At 71.5% G+C, this 19,396-nt stretch carries 19 protein-coding genes; 10 read left to right on the top strand and 9 right to left on the bottom strand.

Annotation, left to right across the window (positions count from 1 at the left end; translation table 11 throughout):
- Positions 1–49: 49 nt before the first annotated feature.
- From ACVHNB_RS28370 to ACVHNB_RS28360, 3 genes are all read left to right on the top strand, one after another.
- Positions 50–1,201 carry an acyl-CoA dehydrogenase family protein gene (locus tag ACVHNB_RS28370; RefSeq protein ID WP_456226195.1) on the top strand — a complete coding sequence of 384 codons (1,152 nt, stop codon included), beginning with the start codon at positions 50–52 and terminating at the stop codon, positions 1,199–1,201.
- Between the two features lie 93 nt (positions 1,202–1,294).
- A complete protein-coding gene (locus tag ACVHNB_RS28365) occupies positions 1,295–1,585 on the top strand; it encodes a YiaA/YiaB family inner membrane protein (RefSeq protein ID WP_428955710.1) in 291 nt (96 codons plus the stop codon).
- Positions 1,586–1,670: 85 nt separating this feature from the next.
- Positions 1,671–2,312, top strand: a complete 642-nt coding sequence (locus ACVHNB_RS28360; protein WP_456226194.1) for a TetR/AcrR family transcriptional regulator — start codon at positions 1,671–1,673, stop codon at positions 2,310–2,312.
- Here the strand turns inward: ACVHNB_RS28360 and ACVHNB_RS28355 are convergent.
- Complete coding sequence (locus tag ACVHNB_RS28355) at positions 2,303–2,764, bottom strand: MaoC family dehydratase (protein WP_428955712.1); 462 nt, start codon at positions 2,762–2,764, stop codon at positions 2,303–2,305. The genes ACVHNB_RS28360 and ACVHNB_RS28355 overlap by 10 nt on opposite strands.
- A 92-nt stretch (positions 2,765–2,856) precedes the next feature.
- Here ACVHNB_RS28355 and soxR point away from each other — a divergent pair, with 92 nt between their 5' ends.
- Positions 2,857–3,333, top strand: a complete 477-nt coding sequence (gene soxR, locus ACVHNB_RS28350; protein ID WP_428955713.1) for a redox-sensitive transcriptional activator SoxR — start codon at positions 2,857–2,859, stop codon at positions 3,331–3,333.
- Here soxR and ACVHNB_RS28345 read toward each other — a convergent pair.
- Positions 3,281–4,609: a uracil-xanthine permease family protein gene (locus tag ACVHNB_RS28345; RefSeq protein WP_456226193.1), complete on the bottom strand. Its 1,329-nt coding sequence runs from the start codon at positions 4,607–4,609 to the stop codon at positions 3,281–3,283. The genes soxR and ACVHNB_RS28345 overlap by 53 nt on opposite strands.
- Positions 4,606–5,724: an aryl-sulfate sulfotransferase gene (locus tag ACVHNB_RS28340; protein ID WP_456226192.1), complete on the bottom strand. Its 1,119-nt coding sequence runs from the start codon at positions 5,722–5,724 to the stop codon at positions 4,606–4,608. The genes ACVHNB_RS28345 and ACVHNB_RS28340 overlap by 4 nt, the downstream gene beginning before the upstream one ends.
- A 113-nt stretch (positions 5,725–5,837) precedes the next feature.
- On the opposite strand from ACVHNB_RS28340, the gene ACVHNB_RS28335 reads away from it, so the two are divergent.
- Positions 5,838–6,350: a helix-turn-helix domain-containing protein gene (locus ACVHNB_RS28335; RefSeq protein ID WP_456226191.1), complete on the top strand. Its 513-nt coding sequence runs from the start codon at positions 5,838–5,840 to the stop codon at positions 6,348–6,350.
- 1 nt (position 6,351) lies between these two features.
- Here ACVHNB_RS28335 and ACVHNB_RS28330 read toward each other — a convergent pair whose 3' ends face one another.
- On the bottom strand, positions 6,352–7,419 hold the full coding sequence (locus ACVHNB_RS28330) for an RNA ligase (ATP) (RefSeq protein ID WP_456226190.1): 1,068 nt from the start codon (positions 7,417–7,419) through the stop codon (positions 6,352–6,354).
- An 87-nt stretch (positions 7,420–7,506) separates the two neighbouring features.
- Positions 7,507–8,223 (bottom strand): 3-keto-5-aminohexanoate cleavage protein, encoded by a 717-nt coding sequence (locus ACVHNB_RS28325; RefSeq protein WP_428955718.1) that lies wholly within the window; start codon positions 8,221–8,223, stop codon positions 7,507–7,509.
- Between the two features lie 48 nt (positions 8,224–8,271).
- On the opposite strand from ACVHNB_RS28325, the gene ACVHNB_RS28320 reads away from it, so the two are divergent.
- From ACVHNB_RS28320 to ACVHNB_RS28305, 4 genes are read left to right on the top strand one after another with little or no spacing between them, the layout of a single operon-like run.
- The gene (locus ACVHNB_RS28320; protein WP_428955719.1) at positions 8,272–8,784 is read left to right on the top strand and encodes a hypothetical protein; all 513 of its coding nucleotides are present in this window, start codon (positions 8,272–8,274) and stop codon (positions 8,782–8,784) included.
- Positions 8,785–8,822: 38 nt separating this feature from the next.
- Positions 8,823–9,254, top strand: coding sequence for a helix-turn-helix domain-containing protein (locus ACVHNB_RS28315; protein WP_428955720.1), 432 nt, complete (start codon positions 8,823–8,825; stop codon positions 9,252–9,254).
- Positions 9,251–9,652: a DUF4180 domain-containing protein gene (locus ACVHNB_RS28310; protein WP_456226189.1), complete on the top strand. Its 402-nt coding sequence runs from the start codon at positions 9,251–9,253 to the stop codon at positions 9,650–9,652. The genes ACVHNB_RS28315 and ACVHNB_RS28310 overlap by 4 nt, the downstream gene beginning before the upstream one ends.
- The gene (locus ACVHNB_RS28305; RefSeq protein ID WP_428955722.1) at positions 9,630–11,354 is read left to right on the top strand and encodes an immunity 49 family protein; all 1,725 of its coding nucleotides are present in this window, start codon (positions 9,630–9,632) and stop codon (positions 11,352–11,354) included. Before ACVHNB_RS28310 ends, ACVHNB_RS28305 begins: the two co-directional genes overlap by 23 nt.
- A 101-nt stretch (positions 11,355–11,455) precedes the next feature.
- Here ACVHNB_RS28305 and ACVHNB_RS28300 read toward each other — a convergent pair whose 3' ends face one another.
- Positions 11,456–12,058: a hypothetical protein gene (locus tag ACVHNB_RS28300; protein ID WP_428955723.1), complete on the bottom strand. Its 603-nt coding sequence runs from the start codon at positions 12,056–12,058 to the stop codon at positions 11,456–11,458.
- 267 nt (positions 12,059–12,325) lie between these two features.
- Between ACVHNB_RS28300 and ACVHNB_RS28295 the strand changes: the two genes are divergently transcribed.
- Positions 12,326–15,190, top strand: coding sequence for a penicillin acylase family protein (locus tag ACVHNB_RS28295; RefSeq protein ID WP_456226188.1), 2,865 nt, complete (start codon positions 12,326–12,328; stop codon positions 15,188–15,190).
- A 70-nt stretch (positions 15,191–15,260) separates the two neighbouring features.
- Here ACVHNB_RS28295 and ACVHNB_RS28290 read toward each other — a convergent pair whose 3' ends face one another.
- From ACVHNB_RS28290 to ACVHNB_RS28280, 3 genes are all read right to left on the bottom strand, one after another.
- Positions 15,261–16,532, bottom strand: coding sequence for a serine-threonine protein kinase (locus tag ACVHNB_RS28290; protein WP_456226187.1), 1,272 nt, complete (start codon positions 16,530–16,532; stop codon positions 15,261–15,263).
- 92 nt (positions 16,533–16,624) lie between these two features.
- Positions 16,625–17,878, bottom strand: coding sequence for an MFS transporter (locus tag ACVHNB_RS28285; RefSeq protein ID WP_456226186.1), 1,254 nt, complete (start codon positions 17,876–17,878; stop codon positions 16,625–16,627).
- Between the two features lie 199 nt (positions 17,879–18,077).
- Complete coding sequence (locus tag ACVHNB_RS28280) at positions 18,078–19,334, bottom strand: exo-beta-N-acetylmuramidase NamZ family protein (protein WP_428955727.1); 1,257 nt, start codon at positions 19,332–19,334, stop codon at positions 18,078–18,080.
- Positions 19,335–19,396: the final 62 nt, after the last annotated feature.

Raw genomic sequence — 19,396 nt, 5'->3', positions numbered from 1 at the left:
AGCAGTGCTAATTTAAAGGTATCTGCCGCACGTGCCTGGGGAGTCGTCCATGAATCTGGAGCTGAGCGAGGAGCAGACGGCTGTCCGCCGGCTGGCCAAGGACTTCGTGGACCGTGAGATCGCGCCGAACGTGGTGGCGTGGGACCGCGCCGAAGAGGTGGACCGCTCAGTCGTCAAGAAGCTCGGCGAGGTCGGGTTCCTCGGGCTCACCATCGACGAGGAGTACGGCGGCTCCGGCGGCGACCACCTCGCGTACTGCCTGGTCACCGAGGAGCTGGGGCGCGGCGACTCCTCGGTCCGCGGCATCGTCTCGGTCTCCCTTGGTCTGGTCACCAAGACGATCCAGTCGTACGGCACCGAGGAGCAGAAGCGGGAGTGGCTGCCGCGGCTGACGGCGGGCGAGGCCCTCGGCTGCTTCGGCCTCACCGAGCCCGGCACCGGTTCGGACGCGGGCAGTCTGACGACGCGGGCCGTGCGGGACGGCGACGACTACGTGATCAACGGCTCCAAGATGTTCATCACGAACGGCACCTGGGCCGACGTCGTCCTCCTCTTCGCCCGCTCCACGGACGCCCCCGGCCACAAGGGCGTATCGGCGTTCCTCGTCCCCACCGACACCCCCGGTCTGACCCGTCGCACGATCCACGGCAAGCTCGGCCTGCGCGGCCAGGCGACGGCCGAACTGGTCCTGGAGGACGTCCGCGTCCCCGCCTCGGCGATGCTCGGCCCCGAGGGCAAGGGCTTCTCCGTGGCGATGTCCGCCCTGGCCAAGGGCCGGATGTCGGTGGCGGCCGGCTGCGTCGGCATCGCCCAGGCGGCGCTCGACGCCGCGGTCGGCTACGCGGGCGAGCGCGAGCAGTTCGGCAAGTCCATCGCCTCGTACCAGCTGGTCCAGGAGCTGATCAGCGACATCGCGGTGGACGTGGACGCGGCCCGCCTGCTCACCTGGCGCGTCGCCGATCTCATCGACCGCGGCGAGGACTTCGCGACGGCCTCCTCGAAGGCGAAGCTCTTCGCGTCCGAGGCCGCGGTCCGCGCCGCCAACAACGCCCTCCAGGTCTTCGGCGGCTACGGCTACATCGACGAGTACCCGGTCGGCAAACTGCTGCGCGACGCCCGCGTCATGACCCTGTACGAGGGCACGAGCCAGATCCAGAAGCTGATCATCGGCCGTGCCCTGACGGGGGTCTCGGCGTTCTGACCACGTGCCTTCGCGTACGTGCCGTGCCGTTGAGTACGTACCTAGGTAGCGGAGCGGATGTGACTGCGGCCACATCCGCTCCATGCTGTCGCCATGAGTGAGACATCGGTCAAGCAGCGCAACACCACGGCCTTCTACGGGCAGGCCGTCGCATCCTTCGCCGTGGCGCTCGCCGCGGTCTCCGTCGGGATCTACAGCCTCGACGCCAGCGGCTGGATCCGGGCGTTCCTCGCGATCTCGGTCCTCTACCTCACGACCTCGGCCTTCACCCTGGCCAAGGTGATCAGGGACCGCCAGGAGGCGGACCAGATCGTGAGCCGGGTGGACCAGGCCCGGCTGGAGAAGATCCTCGCCGACCACGACCCCTTCAAGCCGGTCGTCTGAGGCCGCCGTCCCGCCGGGCTAAGCGCCCGCTCACCCCGGGGGGTATGGTGTGGGCGCAGGTACCCGGGAGGATGTGAGCGGACCGATGACGCAGGACGAGCGGGTCGAGGACCAGGCACTCGACGAGATGCCGTGGGCCGAGGTCACCCCCGACGCGGCCCGGCGGCTGCTCGTCGCGGCGGTCGAGGCGTTCGCCGAGCGCGGCTACCACGCCACCACGACCCGCGACATCGCGAGCCGCGCGGGGATGAGTCCGGCCGCGCTGTACATCCACTACAAGACCAAGGAGGAGCTCCTCCTCCGGATCAGCCGCATCGGCCACGAGAAGGCGCTCGACATCCTGCGCGCCGCGGCCGCCGGCGAGGGCGCCCCGAGCGAGCGCCTCGCCGAGGCCGTCCGCTCCTTCGTGCGCTGGCACGCCGGTCACCACACGACGGCCCGCGTCGTCCAGTACGAGCTGGACTCGCTCGGCGAGGAGCACCGCCCCGGTGTCGTGGCCCTGCGTCGGCAGAGTGACGCCGCGGTCCGCGACATCATCAACGATGGTGTGAAGGCAGGGGAGTTCGACGTCCCGGACGTCCCCGGCACCACTCTCGCCGTGCTCTCCCTCTGCATCGACGTGGCCCGCTGGTTCAACACCGAGGGCCGCCGCACGCCCGACGAGGTCGGCGCGCTCTACGCCGACCTCGTCCTCAGGATGGTGGGAGCCGACCGGGCTCAGAGGTAGTACCGGGACACCGACTCGGCGACGCAGACCGGCTTGTCGCCGCCCTCGCGCTCCACGGTGAACGCCACGGACACCTGCACGCCGCCCGCCACGTCGTCCACCGACGTGATCGTGCCCGTCGCCCGCAGCCGCGAGCCGACCGGCACCGGGGCGGGGAAGCGCACCTTGTTCGTCCCGTAGTTGACGCCCATCTTCACGCCCTCGACCGCGATCAGCTGCGGCCCGAACAGGGGCAGCAGGGACAGCGTCAGATAACCGTGGGCGATGGTCGTGCCGAACGGCCCGGCCTTGGCGCGCTCCGGGTCGACATGGATCCACTGGTGGTCACCGGTGGCCTCGGCGAACTGATCGATCCGCTGCTGTCCGACCTCGACCCAGTCGCTGTGTCCGAGCTGCTCGCCGACGGCGGCCTTCAGCTCGTCGACATTCTTGAAAACCCGCGGCTCCGCCATGTTCCGTGACCTCCATAGCCAAATGTCTAAGCGCTTGCTCAGAGCTCTTGGCATGCTAACAACGCGGCCGCCGGGGAGCTAGGCTCGGCCGGGTGCCCCAGATCCCGGAGAAGATCCACGAGCTCACCGTCGGCCAGCTGTCGGCGCGCAGCGGCGCCGCCGTCTCGGCCCTGCACTTCTACGAGTCCAAGGGCCTGATCACCAGCCGCCGCACCTCCGGCAACCAGCGCCGCTACTGCCGCGACACCCTGCGCCGCGTCGCCTTCGTCCGGGCCGCGCAGCGCGTCGGCATCCCGCTCGCCACCATCCGGGACGCACTCGCCGAGCTCCCCGAGGAGCGCACCCCGACCCACGAGGACTGGGCCCGTCTCTCGCAGGCCTGGCGGTCCGAACTGGACGAACGCATCAAGCAGTTGGGCCGCCTGCGCGACCACCTCACCGACTGCATCGGCTGCGGCTGTCTCTCCCTGGAGACCTGTGTGCTGTCCAACCCGGACGACGTCTTCGGCGACCGGCTCACCGGCTCCCGGCTGATGGGGGAGCGCCGGGAGCGTCCGACGGCGTCGTGAGCCTCGGCCCCAGGCCCCGGAACACCGCGCCGAGCACCACGGCCGCGATCGCCCCGGCCGCCACGCCGCTGCCGAACAGGGTGCGCGCCCATGACGGCAGGCCCGCGTACATCTCCGGCGCCACGATCGGCAGCATGCCGACCACCAGGGCGAGGGCGACGACGATGCCGTCGGTGCCGCCCGACAGGTCGATGCGCGCGAGCATCCCGAAGCCCATCACCGCGATCACCGCGTAGATGACCAGGCCGGCGGCGCCCACCACGGGTTCGGGGATCGCCGCGAGCAGCCGGGTCAGCGGTGTCAGCAGCCCGCACGCGATCAGCAGCGCCCCGGCCGCCGCCGTCACGAACCGGCTGCGTACGCGGGTGAGCTGGACGATGCCGATGTTCTCGGCGCTGGCCACCATCAGCGACGTACCGAAGATCCCGGAGCCGAGCGAGACCAGTGCGTCGGCCCGGGCGATGCGCGGCACGTCCCGGCCCGGGTCCGGGGCGCGGCCGACGGCCTCGCTGTTGAGGACGGTCTGCCCGGTCGCCTCGGCCAGCGAGGCGAGCGCGAAGACCAGCAGCGGGACGGCCGCCAGGAGGTCGACGTGCGGAGTGCCGTACGGGAACGGGTCCGGCAGCGCGAACGTGCCGCCGTGCGCGATGTGCAGCCCGGTGCCGGTGAGGACGGCGATCAGGGTGCCGCCGACCAGCCCCAGCAGCACCGCCAGCTGCCGCCACACGCCCCGCAGGACGAGGAAGAAGACGGCGATCACGCCCAGCGTCGCGAAGCCGAGAGCCGGGCCCGACGCGACCATCGGCGCGGTCACCTTGATCATGTTGATGCCGATCAGGACCACCGTCGTCCCCATCACGAGCGGCGGGAAGAGCCGCACCAGACGCCCGTAGAACGGCAGGACGCACAGCAGGAAGGCGGCCGCGACCAGGACCGAGCCCGACGCCGTCGCCGGTCCGTACTCGCGCGCGATCTGCAGGAAGATCGCCACCGCGGCGCCGCCCGGCAGCATCAGGAACGGCAGCCGCGCGCCCACCCGCAGCACGCGCACGCCGAGCGACTGCAGCAGCGCCCCGACCCCGCAGAGCACCAGCGTCGCGCTGAGCAGCGACGCGGTCCGCCCGGCCGGGAGGCGCAGCGTCGTCGCGATGAGGACGACGGACGAGACGGGGGCGGCCACGCCGGCCAGCAGGTGCTGGCAGGCGAGGGGGACGAGGCGCCGCAGCGGCAGGCGCTCGTCGACCGGCGCCACCGGTGGTGCCGCCGTGGCGGTCACCGGGTCAGCCAGGGCAGCTCGGCCGCGGAGTAGCGGTAGGAGCGGAACACGGCGTTGGGCTCGGACGGGAACAGCTTGCGGACCTCTTCCTCCGCGTAGCCCCCGAAGAACGGCACCACGTACTCCCAGCACAGATAGCCGTCCGCGGTCACCTCGAAGAGGCGGCCCGCGGGGGAGTCGGTGACGAGGGTGTTCCCGTTCGGGAGGCGCTGGGCGCTGCCCATGAACGGCGCGAAGAACGACTCGCGCGCCGGGTCGTGGTACTCCCACACGACCTTTCCGCTCGACCGCTCGATCTCGATGACGCGGCTGAACGGGACGTCCCAGCGCGGCCGGAAGACGCCGTTGTCGAAGACGAGGAAATTGCCGTTCGGCAGTTCGGTCGGGCAGTGCTGCTGCGAGACGACGCCCGGCTCCGAGCGCCAGACGATGTCACCGGTGGCGCGGTCGATGACGACGACCGCCGACACCGAGCGGAAGCTGGCCAGCACGTTCCCGTCGGCGAGCGGCAGGACGCTGTTGATGAGGGGGTAGTGCTCGCGCGCGTAGTCGGGGTGCAGCGGGAACTCCGCCCGGTCGAGCCGCTCGGAGACCTTCCACTCCCAGGTCCGGTTCCCGTCGGCGTCCACCTCGACGATCGTGTCCGCCCACACGGTGTCGCCGCCGGCCTCGGAACCGGGCACCCCGCCGCGCACGGCCGCGGCCGCGTCGCCCGTCAGCGGCTCCAGGGCCGTGTACAGGATCCGGCCGTCGCCGTAGTGGTGCGCGTCGTGGTGCTGGAGCGGGTCGCGGTGCTCGCGCACCACCGTGCCGTCCGGGGTGATCTCCTGCATCAGACCGCCGCGGTACTTGTGCCACATCGGGAACAGTGCGGGCTCGCCCGGCAGGACGCCGCTGTAGGCGAGGTTCCCGTTCGCCAGGATGCGGGCGTGCCGGCCGGGGCGGTGGGGCAGGTCCCAGCGGTGCACGATCTCGCCGCGCAGGTCGATCAGATACACCTCGCCGGTGCCGGTCAGCGGCGCGAACAGCGTGTAGCCGCCGTACGCCGCGTCCTCGTCCAGCGCGATCAGTCCGGTGCCGCGGCGACGCCGCTGGTTCTGGTCCACACGAGCCATGGAGGCCCCCTCCGTCGCTGGTTGGTTAACTTTTTTAAGTGACGGTGAAGGAGTTAAGCACGGCGATAGGGTGCCCAGGAACAGGCCGAGCAGCGAAAGGGCGTTACAAGTTCATGAACGTGGGACCGGGCATCCGGCGCAGGCGGCGCGCCCTGGAGCTGACGCTCGCCGACGTGGCACAGCGGGCGGAGGTCTCCGTCCCGTTCCTGAGCCAGGTCGAGAACGGCCGCTCGCGCCCCAGCATGAGCTCGCTGCAGCGCATCGCCGACGCGCTCGACACCACGGCCGTCGCCCTGCTCGCCGCGGCCGAGGCCCCGCGCCCGGTCGACGTGGTCCGGGCGGCGGCCCCGTCCGCGACACCGGACGGGGTCCGCCCTCTCGTGCGCGGCCAACAGAAGCTCCACGCGCTGGAGTTCACCGGCGAACACGACTGGAGCCGCGAGTACCGGCACGCCGGGGACGAGATCCTCTACGTGGCCGACGGCTCGGCGGAGGTGGAGGCGGACGGCGCGCGCTACGTCCTGGAGCGCGGTGACACCCTCTACTGCGCGGCCGAACTCCCGCACCGCTGGCGGCCTTTGGAGCCCGGCACCCGCGTGCTGCTGGTGGGTGTCACGGCCCCCTAGGTCACTCGTACTCGGTGCCGCCCTTGCGGGTCAGGTAGGCGGGGCTGACCGCCTTCACGACGGCCCGCCCGCCCGTGACCGGGCTGTACCGCTCGGTGGCCGCACGGACCACGACACCCTCCCGCAGATGCAGCTCGCCGCCCGAGACGGTCTCCCGCCCGGAAGCCAGCTCCAGGATGTGGTCGATGTCGTACGGCCCCGCGAACAGGGCGGGGACCACGGGCAGTTCACCGTGCAGCAGCGCGGCGGCGTCCAGCCAACGGACCGTGCCGTCGATCTCGGCCGCCACGTCGAACACGGCATAGCCGAGCGTGTCCCGGCGGCCGTCCGCGCCGTACGTCAGATCCTGCACCCCGGCGCCGTACACCTCCGCGAAGATCCCGACGCGCGAGGCGCCGAGCCGCTCCGCCAGCCGGGCGGCGACCGCGGCGACGCCGTGCCCGCGCACGGCACGCCAGTACAGGTTCCGCGGATCCTCCTTCAGGGCGAGGGACTTGGCCCCGAACCCCTTCGAGGAGACGTACAGGCGCCCGTCCGCGGCCGTAAACGTCACCAGGCAGGCCGAGCCGTGCAGCTTCTCGGTGACGACCACCGGCTCGCCCGGCGCGAACACGTCGGGGTAGCGCCGGATGTTCTCGATGTCGACCCACGGCAACAGCTCCGGCGCGGACTCCACCTCGCCGTTCATCGTCGGCGGCACCGGAGGCACCCACTTCGTGATCCCGAGCAGCGGCGCGAAGTCCGTCCCGTCCGCGGCGGCCGTACCGAGGTCCACGCCGTCGAGCGCCGCCGGGCGGCACACGATCCCCTGCGACAGCTCCCCGCGCAGCCGCACCGCCTTGACCCGGTCCGCGTTCCCGCCCGCGAGCCGTCCCGTGAGCCCCAGCTCCTCGATCAGACCGGCCGGCAGCACCGACTGCTCCGGGATGTACACGGCGGTGTCCCCGGTGCGGTACGCGCCCTTGGCGACCACGGCCCGGTACAGGCCCACCTGCGCCAGCTCCAGCGCGTCGGCGTTCGGATGCGGATGGACGATCAGGGTCTCGGCGGTGACGCGCAGCGTCGACATGGCGACGGCTCTCCTCAGGATCGGTCGGGGCTCATCGGCCTCAACTGTCCGCGGCGCAAAGGGGTGGAGCGAGCCGATTTCCGCCTGCTATGGTCGCCCGGCCAGCGCCGCCGCCACCAGCTCGGCGCTCCCCGCGGCCCGTGATCCGTCCGGCATGCGCAGCGTGTCCTCGAGCCCGATCCGGGTCGCGAGGCCCCGCCGGAGCGCGAGCCGCAGCACCGGCCACGCGCCGCCCTCCTCCCCGTGCAGCAGCACCGGCCGCCCGTGCGTGTCGCCGAGCGAGTCCAGGAACGTACGCGCCGTGGCCTCGGCCGTCCCGGGGCCGGGATCGGTCACCTCGGCGAGCACCCGCAGGACCCGCGGCGCGAGCGGTGACGCCGCGAACCGCTCCGCCCCGTCCGTGCCCGACCAGATCCCCGCCTCGACGCCGACGCCCCGGTCCAGGAGCGCGGCGGCCACCGCCTCCGCGCCCTCCTCGTGCCAGTTCACCGAGGCGTGGTCGGGCAGCACCGTCCACGCGCGGATCCGCGCCACCCGCGCCGCCGGGTCCGGCTCGGCCCACGCGCCCGTCGTCACGCCGACGGGAACCGCCACCCGCGCCCGGATCGCCGTCAGCGTCGCCGCAACCGAACGTGGCGACAACGTGTCTTGCCCACAAGGGGTCTTGGGGTGAACATGCACATCCGACGCACCGGCCACGACCGCCGCACCGGCGGCCTCCGCCAGCGCGCCGGGCGACAGCGGCACCGCCGCCCCGTCTTGCGCACCACGCGCACCGTTCGGACACACCTGCACGAACACCATGAAGGCGATGGTGCCAGCAGACACTGACAACGGGGGACCGGAAACGACATGCCAGTAGCGATCAGCTCACTCAAGTACGAGTCCGCGCACTCGGGCGCGCAGAAGATCACCTACGACAGCGACGGCTACCACCTCGTGCGCTTCCCGTACACGGCGGGCGAGGAGTCGTACGACCCGTGGAAGATGCACGACCCGGCCGGCGGCGCAGGCGCCTCCAAGTATCCCGACGCCCGCTCCGGACTGATCTGGCCGAGCCACGACGGCTGGGGCACCCTGTCCGCGCTCGTCTTCTGGAAGGCCGACGGCCGGGCCACCGAGTACCGCGCCCGCTTCGTGCGCGACCCGCTGAACCTCTCCACCCGCTACGACTCGACCGCCACCACCGACATCTCGGCCACCGGCGGCGGGCAGTACCGCTCCTACACCTGGCAGATGTTCGTGCACCCGGGAACGCCGGTCGGCCTGAAGGTCTCGGCCCGCCGGGGGGACGCCGGGATCGCGGTGCCGATCATCCTCGCCGAGTTCAAGCTCGCGATCCAGACCGACGTGATCCGACCCTGAAATTACCTCGCATTACCTTTTAGGGGTATGTTGAGGGAGTGCAGCGACAGTATTTCTCCCTGGATCAGGTCGCCGAACTGCTCGGTCTCCATGTCCGTACCGTGCGGGGCTACGTGCGCGACGGGCGGCTGAAGGCCACGCAGGTCGGCCGCCGGTACCGCGTCACCCGCGACGACCTGGAGGCCTTCACGGGCGCCCCGGCCACGGCCGTCCCGACGGCCGTGGTCCACGCCGAGGCGTCCGTCATCGTCCAGGTCGACGGCGTCGACCCGCAGGCCGCGATGCGGCTGGGCAACACCGTCGTCGCCACGGCCAACAGTGCCGGGGCCGACCGGAGCGGCGGGCGGCTGCGCGTGGAGACCGTCTACGACGAGGAGCGCGCCGTGCTCAAGATCGTCGTGCTGGGCGGACTGGCCGAGGCGGCCGAGCTGCTGAAGATCGTCGACGTGGTGGTGGAGGACTCGCGATGACCGAACCGACCGACGAGATCCGGGAGTTGGCGGGTGTTCCCGTGTTCGTCTGCTCCCCGGACGGCCCGCCCCTCGACGGCGAGCGCGCCGCCCTCGACCTGATCGGCGACGCCGGATACCGAGGCGCCGCCTGGGTCGCCGTCCCGGCCGAGCGGTGCGGCGCGGACTTCTTCCGGCTGCGCACGCGGCTCGCGGGCGACATCGTGCAGAAGTTCGCCACCTACCGGACCGGGCTCGCGATCCTCGGCGACATCGGCACAAGGACCGCCGCCAGTACGGCACTTCGCGACTTCGTCCGCGAGAGCAACCGTGGCCGCCAGCTGTGGTTCCTGCCCGACACCGACGCGTTGGAGGCGCGCCTCGTAGAGTCGGAGCGTGACACCACACGACGCGCCTGACCCTCATCTGCCCCTGCTCACCGTCGCGCAGGCCGACCGGCTGCGCGGCCTCGTCGCCGACCGACTGCACGCCCGCACCGGGGTGCGCCCCACGGTCACCGGTGACACGGCGGAGGCCGACGGCCACCGCCACCCGCTGACGAACCTGGCGCAGCTGTGCCGCACCGCCCCCGAGGACGCCTGGCCGGAGCTGGTCGAGGAGTTCTTCGCGCGCCTGGACGCGGCGTCCCGGGGCGGCGAGAGCGCCGAGGAGCTGCTGGAGCGGACGTGTCTGCGCCTGGTGCCGCCCGGCGCCGTCCCCGCCGACGCGGCCGACGGGTTCCAGTACACGCGCAAGGTGGCCGAGGGGCTGAACCTCGCGCTCGCCCTCGACGGACCCGCCTCCGTGCGCCTGCTCACCGACCAGGACGTGGCGCGTGCGGGCGCCGACGCGCTCTGGGCCGCGGCACAGCGCAACCTGGTGCGGGAACCGCTGCGGTACGAGGAAGTGCGGCTCGACGGGCACCCCGTGCTGTACTCCGTCTACGGCGACTCGCCGTTCGTCTCCACCAAGGCACTGATCCTGCCGGAGCTGGTGGCCGAGGTCACCGGCCGCCGCATGCCCGACGCGGGCGCGCTCGTGGTCGTACCGACCCGGCACCTTCTCGCGTTCCACCCCATCGTCGACGGCGGCGTCGCCGACGCGGTCAACGACCTGGCCACATACGCCTTCAAGGCCCACGAGGACGGCCCCGGCTCGCTCTCACCGCGCGTGTACTGGTGGCACAAGGGGCGGCTCACCTCGCTCACCGAGATCGACCACGACACCCGCACGTTCTCGCTGCGGCCGCCGGCCGAACTCCTCGACGTGATGCGGGCGCTCGTCGGGCTCGACCGGGCCGGACGCCTCGCCGCGCCGGCCACCGCGCTGTCCGGCGCCGAGGAACTCACGGCCACGACAGCCGACTTGATCAGCGGCCTGGAAGCGGACCCGGGCCGCCTCGGCGACGCCTTCGCCTCCGCCGTCGCCCTGGCCCACGCGCACGCCGCGGCCGACCCCGACGCCGACCGCGTCGAGACCTGGGACGCCTGGGTGGCCGCCCTCCGGCTCGGCACCGCCCTGTTCACCGAGACCAAGGCCGTCGCCTGCCCGCTCGGCGAGCGGGAGCTGACCGTGCCCGCCGCCGGGCCCGGGGCGCACCCGGACGCCCGCGCCTGGCTCGACGCCTTCTACCTCACCCTGGTGACCCGCGAGCGCGAGCGCACGACGCGGCTGTGCCAGGTGCCGCTCGACGACCTGCGCGGCGACACCCCGGTCGACGACTACGTCCTGCACTGGATCGACGTCCTGCAGAGCCACTGGCTGCGCCGCCCCGTGGACGACGTCGTGCAGAAGCTCGTCACCACGATGGAGACCTCGCACCCGGACACCGCGACCCTCGCCCCGAAGGACTTCCTGAACTCCGTCGAGTACCAGCCGGTTGCCCTGTTCCACCGGCTGCTCACCCAGGACCACGACGCCTTCGGCGAGGCCCTCACCGAGGCCCTCGCGCAGCACGGAACGTACTGGGGGGACTCGGCCGCGCCGCGTGCGCGCGTGGCTCTCGGCCCGCTCGCGCTGGCCTGCCTCGCGTACGACATGGACTTCCCGGTCCGGCTCGACGCGCCGTATCTGCCGAAGCACCTGCTCAACCGCGAACGGCTGGAGGTGATTCCCGGCTGACGGGCGCGCACCATGCATCCGGGGGTGCGCAGATGACCGGACCGCACCCCCGTCGCGCTCTCTACGTGTGCTCTGTGCTCCGCACCGACCCGGGCGGAGTGTTACGCGGACACCAGCAGCCGGGCCCGCCTGGCCTCCGCCAGCGCCGCGGGCGTGAGGACGGGGCGCGGTACCACGACGCCGCAGTGGGAACAGACGGGGCCCGACGACGGTTCGTGCGCCAGGTCGTGCTTCCAGACGAGGGCGGTGCCCGCGCAGACGGGGCAGGTCTCGCCGGGGTCGCGCTCCAGGGCCGCGATCAGCCGGCGCAGCACGTCGGCCAGCGGTCCGCCGGGGTGCACCGACGGGTCGTCGCACCAGGCGACTCCGAAGCCGCCCCAGGTCAGCCGGTGCCAGTCGTCCACGCTGCCCGGGCGGCGCAGCCCGTCGTGCTTCTCCTTGCGCCTGCGCTCCGCGAAGGCGACTTCGTACGCGAGCCAGACGGCCCGCGCCTCTTCCAGCTCCTCCAGGGCCGCCACCAGGCGGGCCGGGTCGGGGGAGCGGTCCTCGGGGCCGAACCCGGCCCGGGAGCACAGATGGTCCCAGGTCGCCCGGTGGCCGTAGGGAGCGAATCTCTCCAGGCACTTGCGCAGTGAGTAACGCCGCAGTGCCAGATCGCTCAGCGGATCTCGCACCTGTCTCGCCAGACTTCGGAATCCAGCCATCGCCCTGCACCTCCGTCACACGTACGTCGGCGTCGCCGCAGCCATGAAGCGACGTCGCCGAGTAGACGTATCGACACGCGAATCGGATCCCTCTTCCGGGCGGTCGGCCCCATCCGATTTCCGATGGGAGCCATCACCGGCACCTTCTGAGGCGGGGGAGTCGCTGAGTGATCCCTGTGGTGATTCCGAAAACGTGACGCATGTTCATCTTCTGTCGTTGGCTAACCGCCGGTAACCTCCGGCTCACCATCGTCGGGAGGACCAGGCATGCGACGACGCATCCCACGAACCACCCTGAACAGAAAGCCCAGTAGCCCTTTGCGGAGACTTACGGCCGCCGCGGCGCTCGTGCTCACCGCGGGACTGCTCTCCCCTCTCTCGACGGCCACGGCCGCCGACGAACCCGCACCCGTCAGCGACTATTGCAAGGGACAGTGCGCGGACATCCTGCCGCCCGGAGCGAACGGCAGCGCCACGCTCGCGGAGATCCTCGGCAACAAGCTGTTCGGCACCCAGCCCGCACACGCCGACGATCAACTCGGTCCTTATGACGCCCTGTCGTCCGGCTACCCGTCGCTCACGGACGAAACGCTCTCGAACTTCTTCAACGACTCCTCCTTCGGTGTCCGGGACGATCAGGTGGCCTCCGTCACCCGTCCCCGGGACGATGTGACGATCACCCGTGACAAGAAGAACGGCGTACCCCACATCAAAGGTTCCACGCGCTACGGAACCGAGTTCGGCGCCGGTTTCGCCGCAGGTCAGGACCGCCTCTGGCTGATCGACCTGTTCCGGCACATCGGCCGCGGCGAGCTGACGTCGTTCGCCGGCGGCGCCCTCGCGAACCAGGGCCTCGAGCAGGAGTTCTGGCCGCAGGCCCCGTACACCGAGGAAGACCTGCAGAAGCAGGTCGACTTCATCAAGAACTCCGGCGGCGAGCGCGGCAAACAGGCCATGGACGACGCGCAGGCCTATATCGACGGCCTCAACGCCTACCGCGTGAAGTCCAAGAACGGCCGCTACTTCCCGGGCGAGTACGTCCTCACCGGCAAGATCGACGCCATCACGAACATCGGCGAGATCCAGCCGTTCAAGGTGACCGACATGATCGCGCTGGCCTCGGTGGTCGGCGGGCTGTTCGGCAACGGCGGCGGGGGAGAGGTCGACGCGGCCCTCTCGCTCATGAAGTCCCAGGAGAAGTACGGCGTCGAGAAGGGCACCCAGGTCTGGGAGTCCTTCCGCGGCCGCAACGACCCCGAGGCCGTCACCACCATCCACGACGGCACGAGCTTCCCGTACGGCGAGAAGCCGGAGTACGCCCGCGGCCAGGCTCTCCCCGACAAGGACTCCGTCGAGAAGGAACCCCTCGTCCACGACCGCACGGGCTCCGCGGCGACCGCGGCGAAGTCCGGCACCGTCGCGAAGAAGCCCGTGACGGCCCCGGCCAGGCTCAAGCCGCTGCAGGGCATGTACGACGACGGGGTGCTGCCCGCCGACATGTTCAAGGACTCCGCCGCCAAGAAGGGCATGTCGAACGCCCTCCTGGTCTCGGGCAAGCACACCGCCTCCGGCCATCCGGTGGCCGTGTTCGGACCGCAGACCGGCTATTTCGCGCCACAGCTGCTGATGATGCAGGAGCTGCAGGGCCCCGGGATCAGCGCGCGCGGTGTCTCCTTCGCCGGCGTCGGCATGTACATCCAGCTCGGCCGCGGCCAGGACTACGCCTGGTCGGCGACCTCCGCCGGCCAGGACATCACCGACACCTACGCGGTGCCGCTGTGCGAGCCGGGCGGCGGGACGCCCACCAAGCAGTCGACCTCGTACCTGTACCGGGGCACCTGCACCCCGATGGAGAAACTGGAGAGGAAGAACTCCTGGAAGCCCACGGTCGCCGACTCGACGGCCGCCGGCTCCTACCGGATGCAGGTCCTGCGCACCCAGTACGGCATCGTGACGCACCGCGCCACGGTCGACGGCAAACCCGTCGCGTACACGTCGCTGCGCTCGACGTACCGCCACGAGGCCGACTCGATCATCGGCTTCCAGATGCTGAACGACCCGTCGTACGTGAAGGACGCCGCGACCTTCGAGAAGGCGGCGCAGCACATCAGCTACGCCTTCAACTGGTTCTACGCCGACTCGCGCGACGTCGCCTACTACAACAGCGGTGACAACCCGGTGCGGGCCAAGGACGTCGACATGTCGCTGCCGGTCAAGGGTGAACAGGCCTATGAGTGGCAGGACTTCGACCCGAAGGACAACACGGCGGCCTACACGCCCCCGTCCCAGCACCCCAACTCGCTGAACCAGGACTACTACATCTCCTGGAACAACAAGCAGGCCAAGGACTTCACCGCGGCCAACTTCAGTCTGGGCGCCGTGCACCGCGGCAACCTCCTGGACGACCGCGTGAAGAAGCTGACCGCCGAGGGCGGCGTCACCCGGGCCTCGCTCACCCAGGCCATGGAAGAGGCCGCCGTGACCGACCTGCGCGGTGAGCAGGTGCTGCCGGAGATCCTCAAGGTCATCCGCAGCAAGCCGGTCGACGACCCGCAACTCGCCAAGGCCGTACAGCAGTTGGAGGCCTGGCGCAAGGCGGGCGCCCAGCGCAACCAGACGGCGGCGGGCGCGAAGACGTACGCCCATCCGGACGCGGTGCGGATCATGGACGCGTGGTGGCCGCTGCTGGTGCAGGCCGAGTTCAAGCCCGGGCTCGGGGACGGCCTGTACCAGGCGCTGACCGGTCAGCTCAGCGTCGACGAGGCGCCGTCGGCCGGGCACGGACCGACCGGCTCGCACGCCGGGTCCTCGTTCCAGTACGGCTGGTGGGGCTATGTCGACAAGGATCTGCGCACGGTGCTCGGACAGCCGGTGCAGGGCAAGCTGGGGGACACGTACTGCGGCGCCGGGGACCTCTCGGCCTGCCGTGACGCGCTCCTGACCACGCTGGCCACCGCCGCGGCGAAACCGGCCACCGAGGTCTATCCCGGCGACGACAGCTGCAAGGCCGGTGACCAGTGGTGCGCCGACACCATCGTGCACCGGGCGCTGGGCGGGATCACGCACCGCGGGATCCAGTGGCAGAACCGCCCGACGTACCAGCAGGTCGTGGAGTTCCCGGCCCACCGGTAGTCCGTCGGTGCCCCGAGGGGCAGCCGCGGACGTGTCCGCCCGGAACCGGGGCGGACACGTCCGCGGCGCCTCAGCCGGTCACCCGCCCCGCCGCGAGGATCACCCGGGCCAGTTCCTCGTGGCAGATGTCGCTGTGCGCCCCCGCCGGAGGCGGCCCGCGCCGGACGACCTGGGCCGCGTCCACGCTCACGCATCCCGTGCCGGGGACGCCCGCCCGCAGCGCGTCCGCGAGGGTGAGGCGGACGGCGCCGGGCACGTCCAGGATGCCGTCGAAGCCCTGGGCGCCCCAGCGGGCGCCGAGGTCCAGGAGCCCCCGGTCGTCCCCGGCGAGCCGGGACGCCAGCGGGTACATCGTGCTCAGCGCCGTGTCGAAGTGCGAGTGGCACGATACCAACGGGCCGTCGATCCGGTCCTGTTGACCCTTGAGCACGCCGCGGGGAGCGAACGCGTAGTGCGAGAAGGCGCCCTGGAGCAGCGTCACCGACTTCACGACGCGGACCGCCGCCGGGAGGCCGGGCAGCGCGAACGACACGAGACGCCCCCCGAAGCTGTGGCCCACCAGATGGACCCGCACGCCCGGCGCGTCGTGCGCGAGGCGTCCCAGCAGCGGCCCGAGCCCGTCCTGCCCGACCTTTCCCGCGCGCCTCTTCATCACGTAGTACGTGGCCTGGCGCAGCAGTTCGTGCGCGCCCTGCCACGCCTTGGCGAGGCCGCCGGGCAGCCGGAAGGCCGCCGGGCCCTCGGCGGCCTCCAGCGCCGCGGCGAACGCCAGGCACACGGCGTGCGTGTTCTCCTGGAGCATCGCGGGAGCGGCCCCCGGCGGGTTGTCGTACCGGGTGTCCGCGTCCAGGGCGGTCGGACGGTCGCCGACCAACCGGAGGACCAGTTCGCCGAACCGGTCGAACGCGCTCTCCTCGTCGGACTGCCGGTCGAGGAGCAGGGCCAGCTCGTCGACGACCGGGCCGCTGTCCGGGAAGGCCTCGACGAGCGCGCGCTGTGTGCCCCGCGCCAGGGTGGTGCGCGGCGTCGTGGACGCGGTCGCGAGCGACGGCTCGAAGTCGGGGATCGGCTCGTCGGTGAATCGCATGGAAGGCCACAGCACGCCCACGTACCCGAGCCGGGCCGACGGGACGAGCGAGGGGAACGGCGCGAAGAAGCGGTCGAAGAGGCGCGTCGCCATGGACCGGTCGTTGTTCCAGCCGTGGGTGAGCACGACGAGATCGCGGACCCCGCGCTCGCGGACCTCGTGCAGCAGCCGGTCGCGCCGCCCCGGTTCCGGGTCCCCTTCGGCGTCGAACACCAGCTCCCAGTAGGGACGTACGTGTACTTCCGGTACGGCCATGGCCAACCCCCGTGGCAGTCGTCCGTGCGGTGTGCCGCATCGTCCTGCCGCGGCCGGGGGTTGGCCATACGCTCCGTCACAGGACGGGGAAATCAGGAGAGTTCGCGCTCCCGGGTCTCCGGCAGGGCCAGCACGCACAGCAGCGAGACGACCGCCATCGCGCTCACGTACCAGCCCACCGACGACGACCCGAACGCGCTCTGCAGCCGGGTCGCCACCAGCGGGGCCACCGCGCCGCCGAGCACACCGCCCAGGTTGTACGCGAAGGAGGCGCCCGAGTAGCGCACCCGCACGCCGAACAGCTCCGGCAGATACGCGCCCATCGGGCCGTACACCACGCCCATGCAGAACAGGGCGCCGCCCAGCGCGAGCGCGATGAGGGCCGGCTGCTCGGTGTCCATCAGCGGGAACAGCACCAGGCCCCACACGACCGCCAGTCCGGAACCGGCCAGGACCGTCTTCCGCCGGCCGCCCGCGTCGGAGCGCGTCGCGGCGAGCCAGGTGCCGCCCGCCAGGAACAGACAGGCCACCAGCGACACCGCGAGCATGGTGCTGCGCGGCACGCCGAGCGTCTTCGTGCCGTACGCGAGGCAGTAGGTGGTGGCCGTGTAGAAGAGGCCGTACGCGACGACCATGCCGCCCGCGCCGAGCAGGATCTCCCTCGGGTGGCGCTTGAAGACCTCCAACGCCGGTGCCTTGCTGGCCTCCTGATCCCGCATCACCTTCGCGAAGACCGGCGTCTCGCTGATCTTCAGCCGTACGAACAGGCCGACGGCGACGAGGAGGAAGGACAGCAGGAACGGGATGCGCCAGCCCCAGGACTGGAACGCGTCGTCCGACAGGGTCTCCGACAGCAGCCAGAAGATGCCGGTCGCCGCGAAGAAGCCGACGGACGGGCCGAGTTGGGGGAACGCGGCGAACATGCCGCGCCTGCCGCGCGGCGCGTGCTCCACCGCGAGCAGCGCCGCCCCGCCCCACTCGCCGCCGAGGCCGACGCCCTGCAGGAACCGGAGCAGGACGAGGAGCAGGGGCGCCCAGACGCCCAGCGTGTCGTAGCCGGGCAGCAGACCGACGCACGCCGTCGACAGGCCCATCAGGAGCAGCGAGGCCACCAGGACCGACTTGCGGCCGATCCGGTCGCCGAAGTGCCCGAAGACCAGCGAGCCGATCGGGCGGGCCGCGAACGCGACGGCGTACGTCGAGAACGAGGCGAGGGTGGCGTTCAGGGAGGAGAGGTTCGGGAAGAACGCGTCGTTGAGGACGAGGGCGGCGGCCGTTCCGTAGACGTAGAAGTCGTAGAACTCGATGGCCGTACCGATGAAGCTCGCCACGGCGACGCGGCGCAAGCCCTCCGGGCGGGGGGCCTGCGCCGATGCCGTCGGGGCCGCGTCTTCCCTGGTTGAGTCGTCTTTGAGCACGTCGTGCACTGTCGCGGTAGCTGCATAGTGCAGTCAATGCCTGGGACGCGCCGTCTCGTGTTCTGAGACCGCCGGTACGCGCGTGCCGGGTGGCTGGCCGCGCAGTTCCCCGCGCCCCCGGCCGGGTCTACTTGTAGGTCAGATAGCGGCGGCGCACGGTGCGGAACGCCGTCAGCTCCTTCTGCCACCCCGCCACCACCTCGTCCGTCGACGCCCCCGCGTCGATCATCGTGCGGACCTGGGTGGAACCGGTGAGCTTGTCGATCCAGTTGTCCGAGCGCCAGGCGAAGTCGCCCCACACCGCCTTGGCCGTCACGAGCAGCGCGATGCCGGTGCGGACCGGGTCGTACGTCTCCCGGTCGTCCACGTGGATCTGCACGCCGCCGATCGTCTTGCCCTGGAACTTGGAGAACGTCGGCGCGAAGTACGCCTCTCTGAAGTGCACGCCGGGCAGGGCGAGTTCATTGGCCCTGGCGGCCCAGCGCCCGTCGATCCCGTCGGCGCCGAGGAGCTCGAACGGGCGGGTCGTGCCGCGCCCCTCGGACAGGTTCGTGCCCTCGAACAGGCACGTCCCGGAGTACACCAGCGCGCTGTCCACCGTCGGCATGTTGGGGCTCGGCGGCACCCACGGCAGTCCCGAGGCGTCGTAGAAGTCGCCGCGCTTCCAGCCCGTCATGGTGACGGTGGCGAGCTCGACGGGGCGCGCCAGGTACTCGCCGTTGAACAGCCGGGCCAGCTCCGTGACCGTCATGCCGTGCGCCTGGGAGATCTCCCGGCGGCCGACGAAGGTCGCGAACTCCTTGTGCAGGACCGGCCCGTACGCGCCCCGGCCGGTCACCGGGTTCGGCCGGTCGAGGACGACGAACTTCTTGCCCGCGAGCTGCGCCGCCTCCATGCAGTCGTACAGCGTCCAGATGTACGTGTAGAAGCGGGCGCCGACGTCCTGGATGTCGAAGACCACCGTGTCGACACCGGACGCCGTGAAGATGTCCGCCAGCGCCTGACCGCTCTTCAAATACGTGTCGTAGACGGGGAGTCCGGTCGCCGGGTCGTCGTAGCGCCCCTCCGAGCCGCCCGCCTGGGCCGTGCCCCGGAAGCCGTGCTCGGGCCCGAACACCGCGACCAGGTTCACCCGCTCGTCGGGATGCATCACGTCGACGATGTGCCGCACGTCGCGGGTGACGCCGGTCGGGTTGGTGACGATGCCGACCTTCTGGCCGTCGAGCAGCCGGTAGCCGTCCGCCGCGAGGCGTTCGAAACCGGTCCGCAGCCGCCGGCCGCCACCGCCGGACGAGGCGCTCGCCGTCCCGGCGCCGGCGCTCAGGGCGCCCGCCGCACCCGCGCTCGCACTCGCCGCGAGCAGCATCCGTCTGGACACATTCACTGCAGTCGACCTCCTGGAAAGGGAACGGTGCGCCAGGCCGGCCCGCTCCGTGATCACCGGAA

It is taken from the genome of Streptomyces sp. YJ-C3 (assembly GCF_053891275.1).
The sequence above is the reverse complement of the archived record's forward strand: the minus strand, read 5'-3'. Positions and strand labels throughout refer to the sequence as shown.

Bases quoted from the DNA above. Each gene is read 5' to 3' on its own strand.
- ACVHNB_RS28370 (WP_456226195.1), top strand. From the start codon at position 50: ATGAATCTGGAGCTGAGCGAGGAGCAGACGGCTGTCCGCCGGCTGGCC.
- ACVHNB_RS28365 (WP_428955710.1), top strand. From the start codon at position 1,295: ATGAGTGAGACATCGGTCAAGCAGCGCAACACCACGGCCTTCTACGGG.
- ACVHNB_RS28360 (WP_456226194.1), top strand. From the start codon at position 1,671: ATGACGCAGGACGAGCGGGTCGAGGACCAGGCACTCGACGAGATGCCG.
- ACVHNB_RS28355 (WP_428955712.1), bottom strand. From the start codon at position 2,764: ATGGCGGAGCCGCGGGTTTTCAAGAATGTCGACGAGCTGAAGGCCGCC.
- ACVHNB_RS28340 (WP_456226192.1), bottom strand. From the start codon at position 5,724: ATGGCTCGTGTGGACCAGAACCAGCGGCGTCGCCGCGGCACCGGACTG.
- ACVHNB_RS28335 (WP_456226191.1), top strand. From the start codon at position 5,838: ATGAACGTGGGACCGGGCATCCGGCGCAGGCGGCGCGCCCTGGAGCTG.
- ACVHNB_RS28330 (WP_456226190.1), bottom strand. From the start codon at position 7,419: ATGTCGACGCTGCGCGTCACCGCCGAGACCCTGATCGTCCATCCGCAT.
- ACVHNB_RS28325 (WP_428955718.1), bottom strand. From the start codon at position 8,223: ATGGTGTTCGTGCAGGTGTGTCCGAACGGTGCGCGTGGTGCGCAAGAC.
- ACVHNB_RS28320 (WP_428955719.1), top strand. From the start codon at position 8,272: ATGCCAGTAGCGATCAGCTCACTCAAGTACGAGTCCGCGCACTCGGGC.
- ACVHNB_RS28310 (WP_456226189.1), top strand. From the start codon at position 9,251: ATGACCGAACCGACCGACGAGATCCGGGAGTTGGCGGGTGTTCCCGTG.
- ACVHNB_RS28300 (WP_428955723.1), bottom strand. From the start codon at position 12,058: ATGGCTGGATTCCGAAGTCTGGCGAGACAGGTGCGAGATCCGCTGAGC.
- ACVHNB_RS28295 (WP_456226188.1), top strand. From the start codon at position 12,326: ATGCGACGACGCATCCCACGAACCACCCTGAACAGAAAGCCCAGTAGC.
- ACVHNB_RS28290 (WP_456226187.1), bottom strand. From the start codon at position 16,532: ATGGCCGTACCGGAAGTACACGTACGTCCCTACTGGGAGCTGGTGTTC.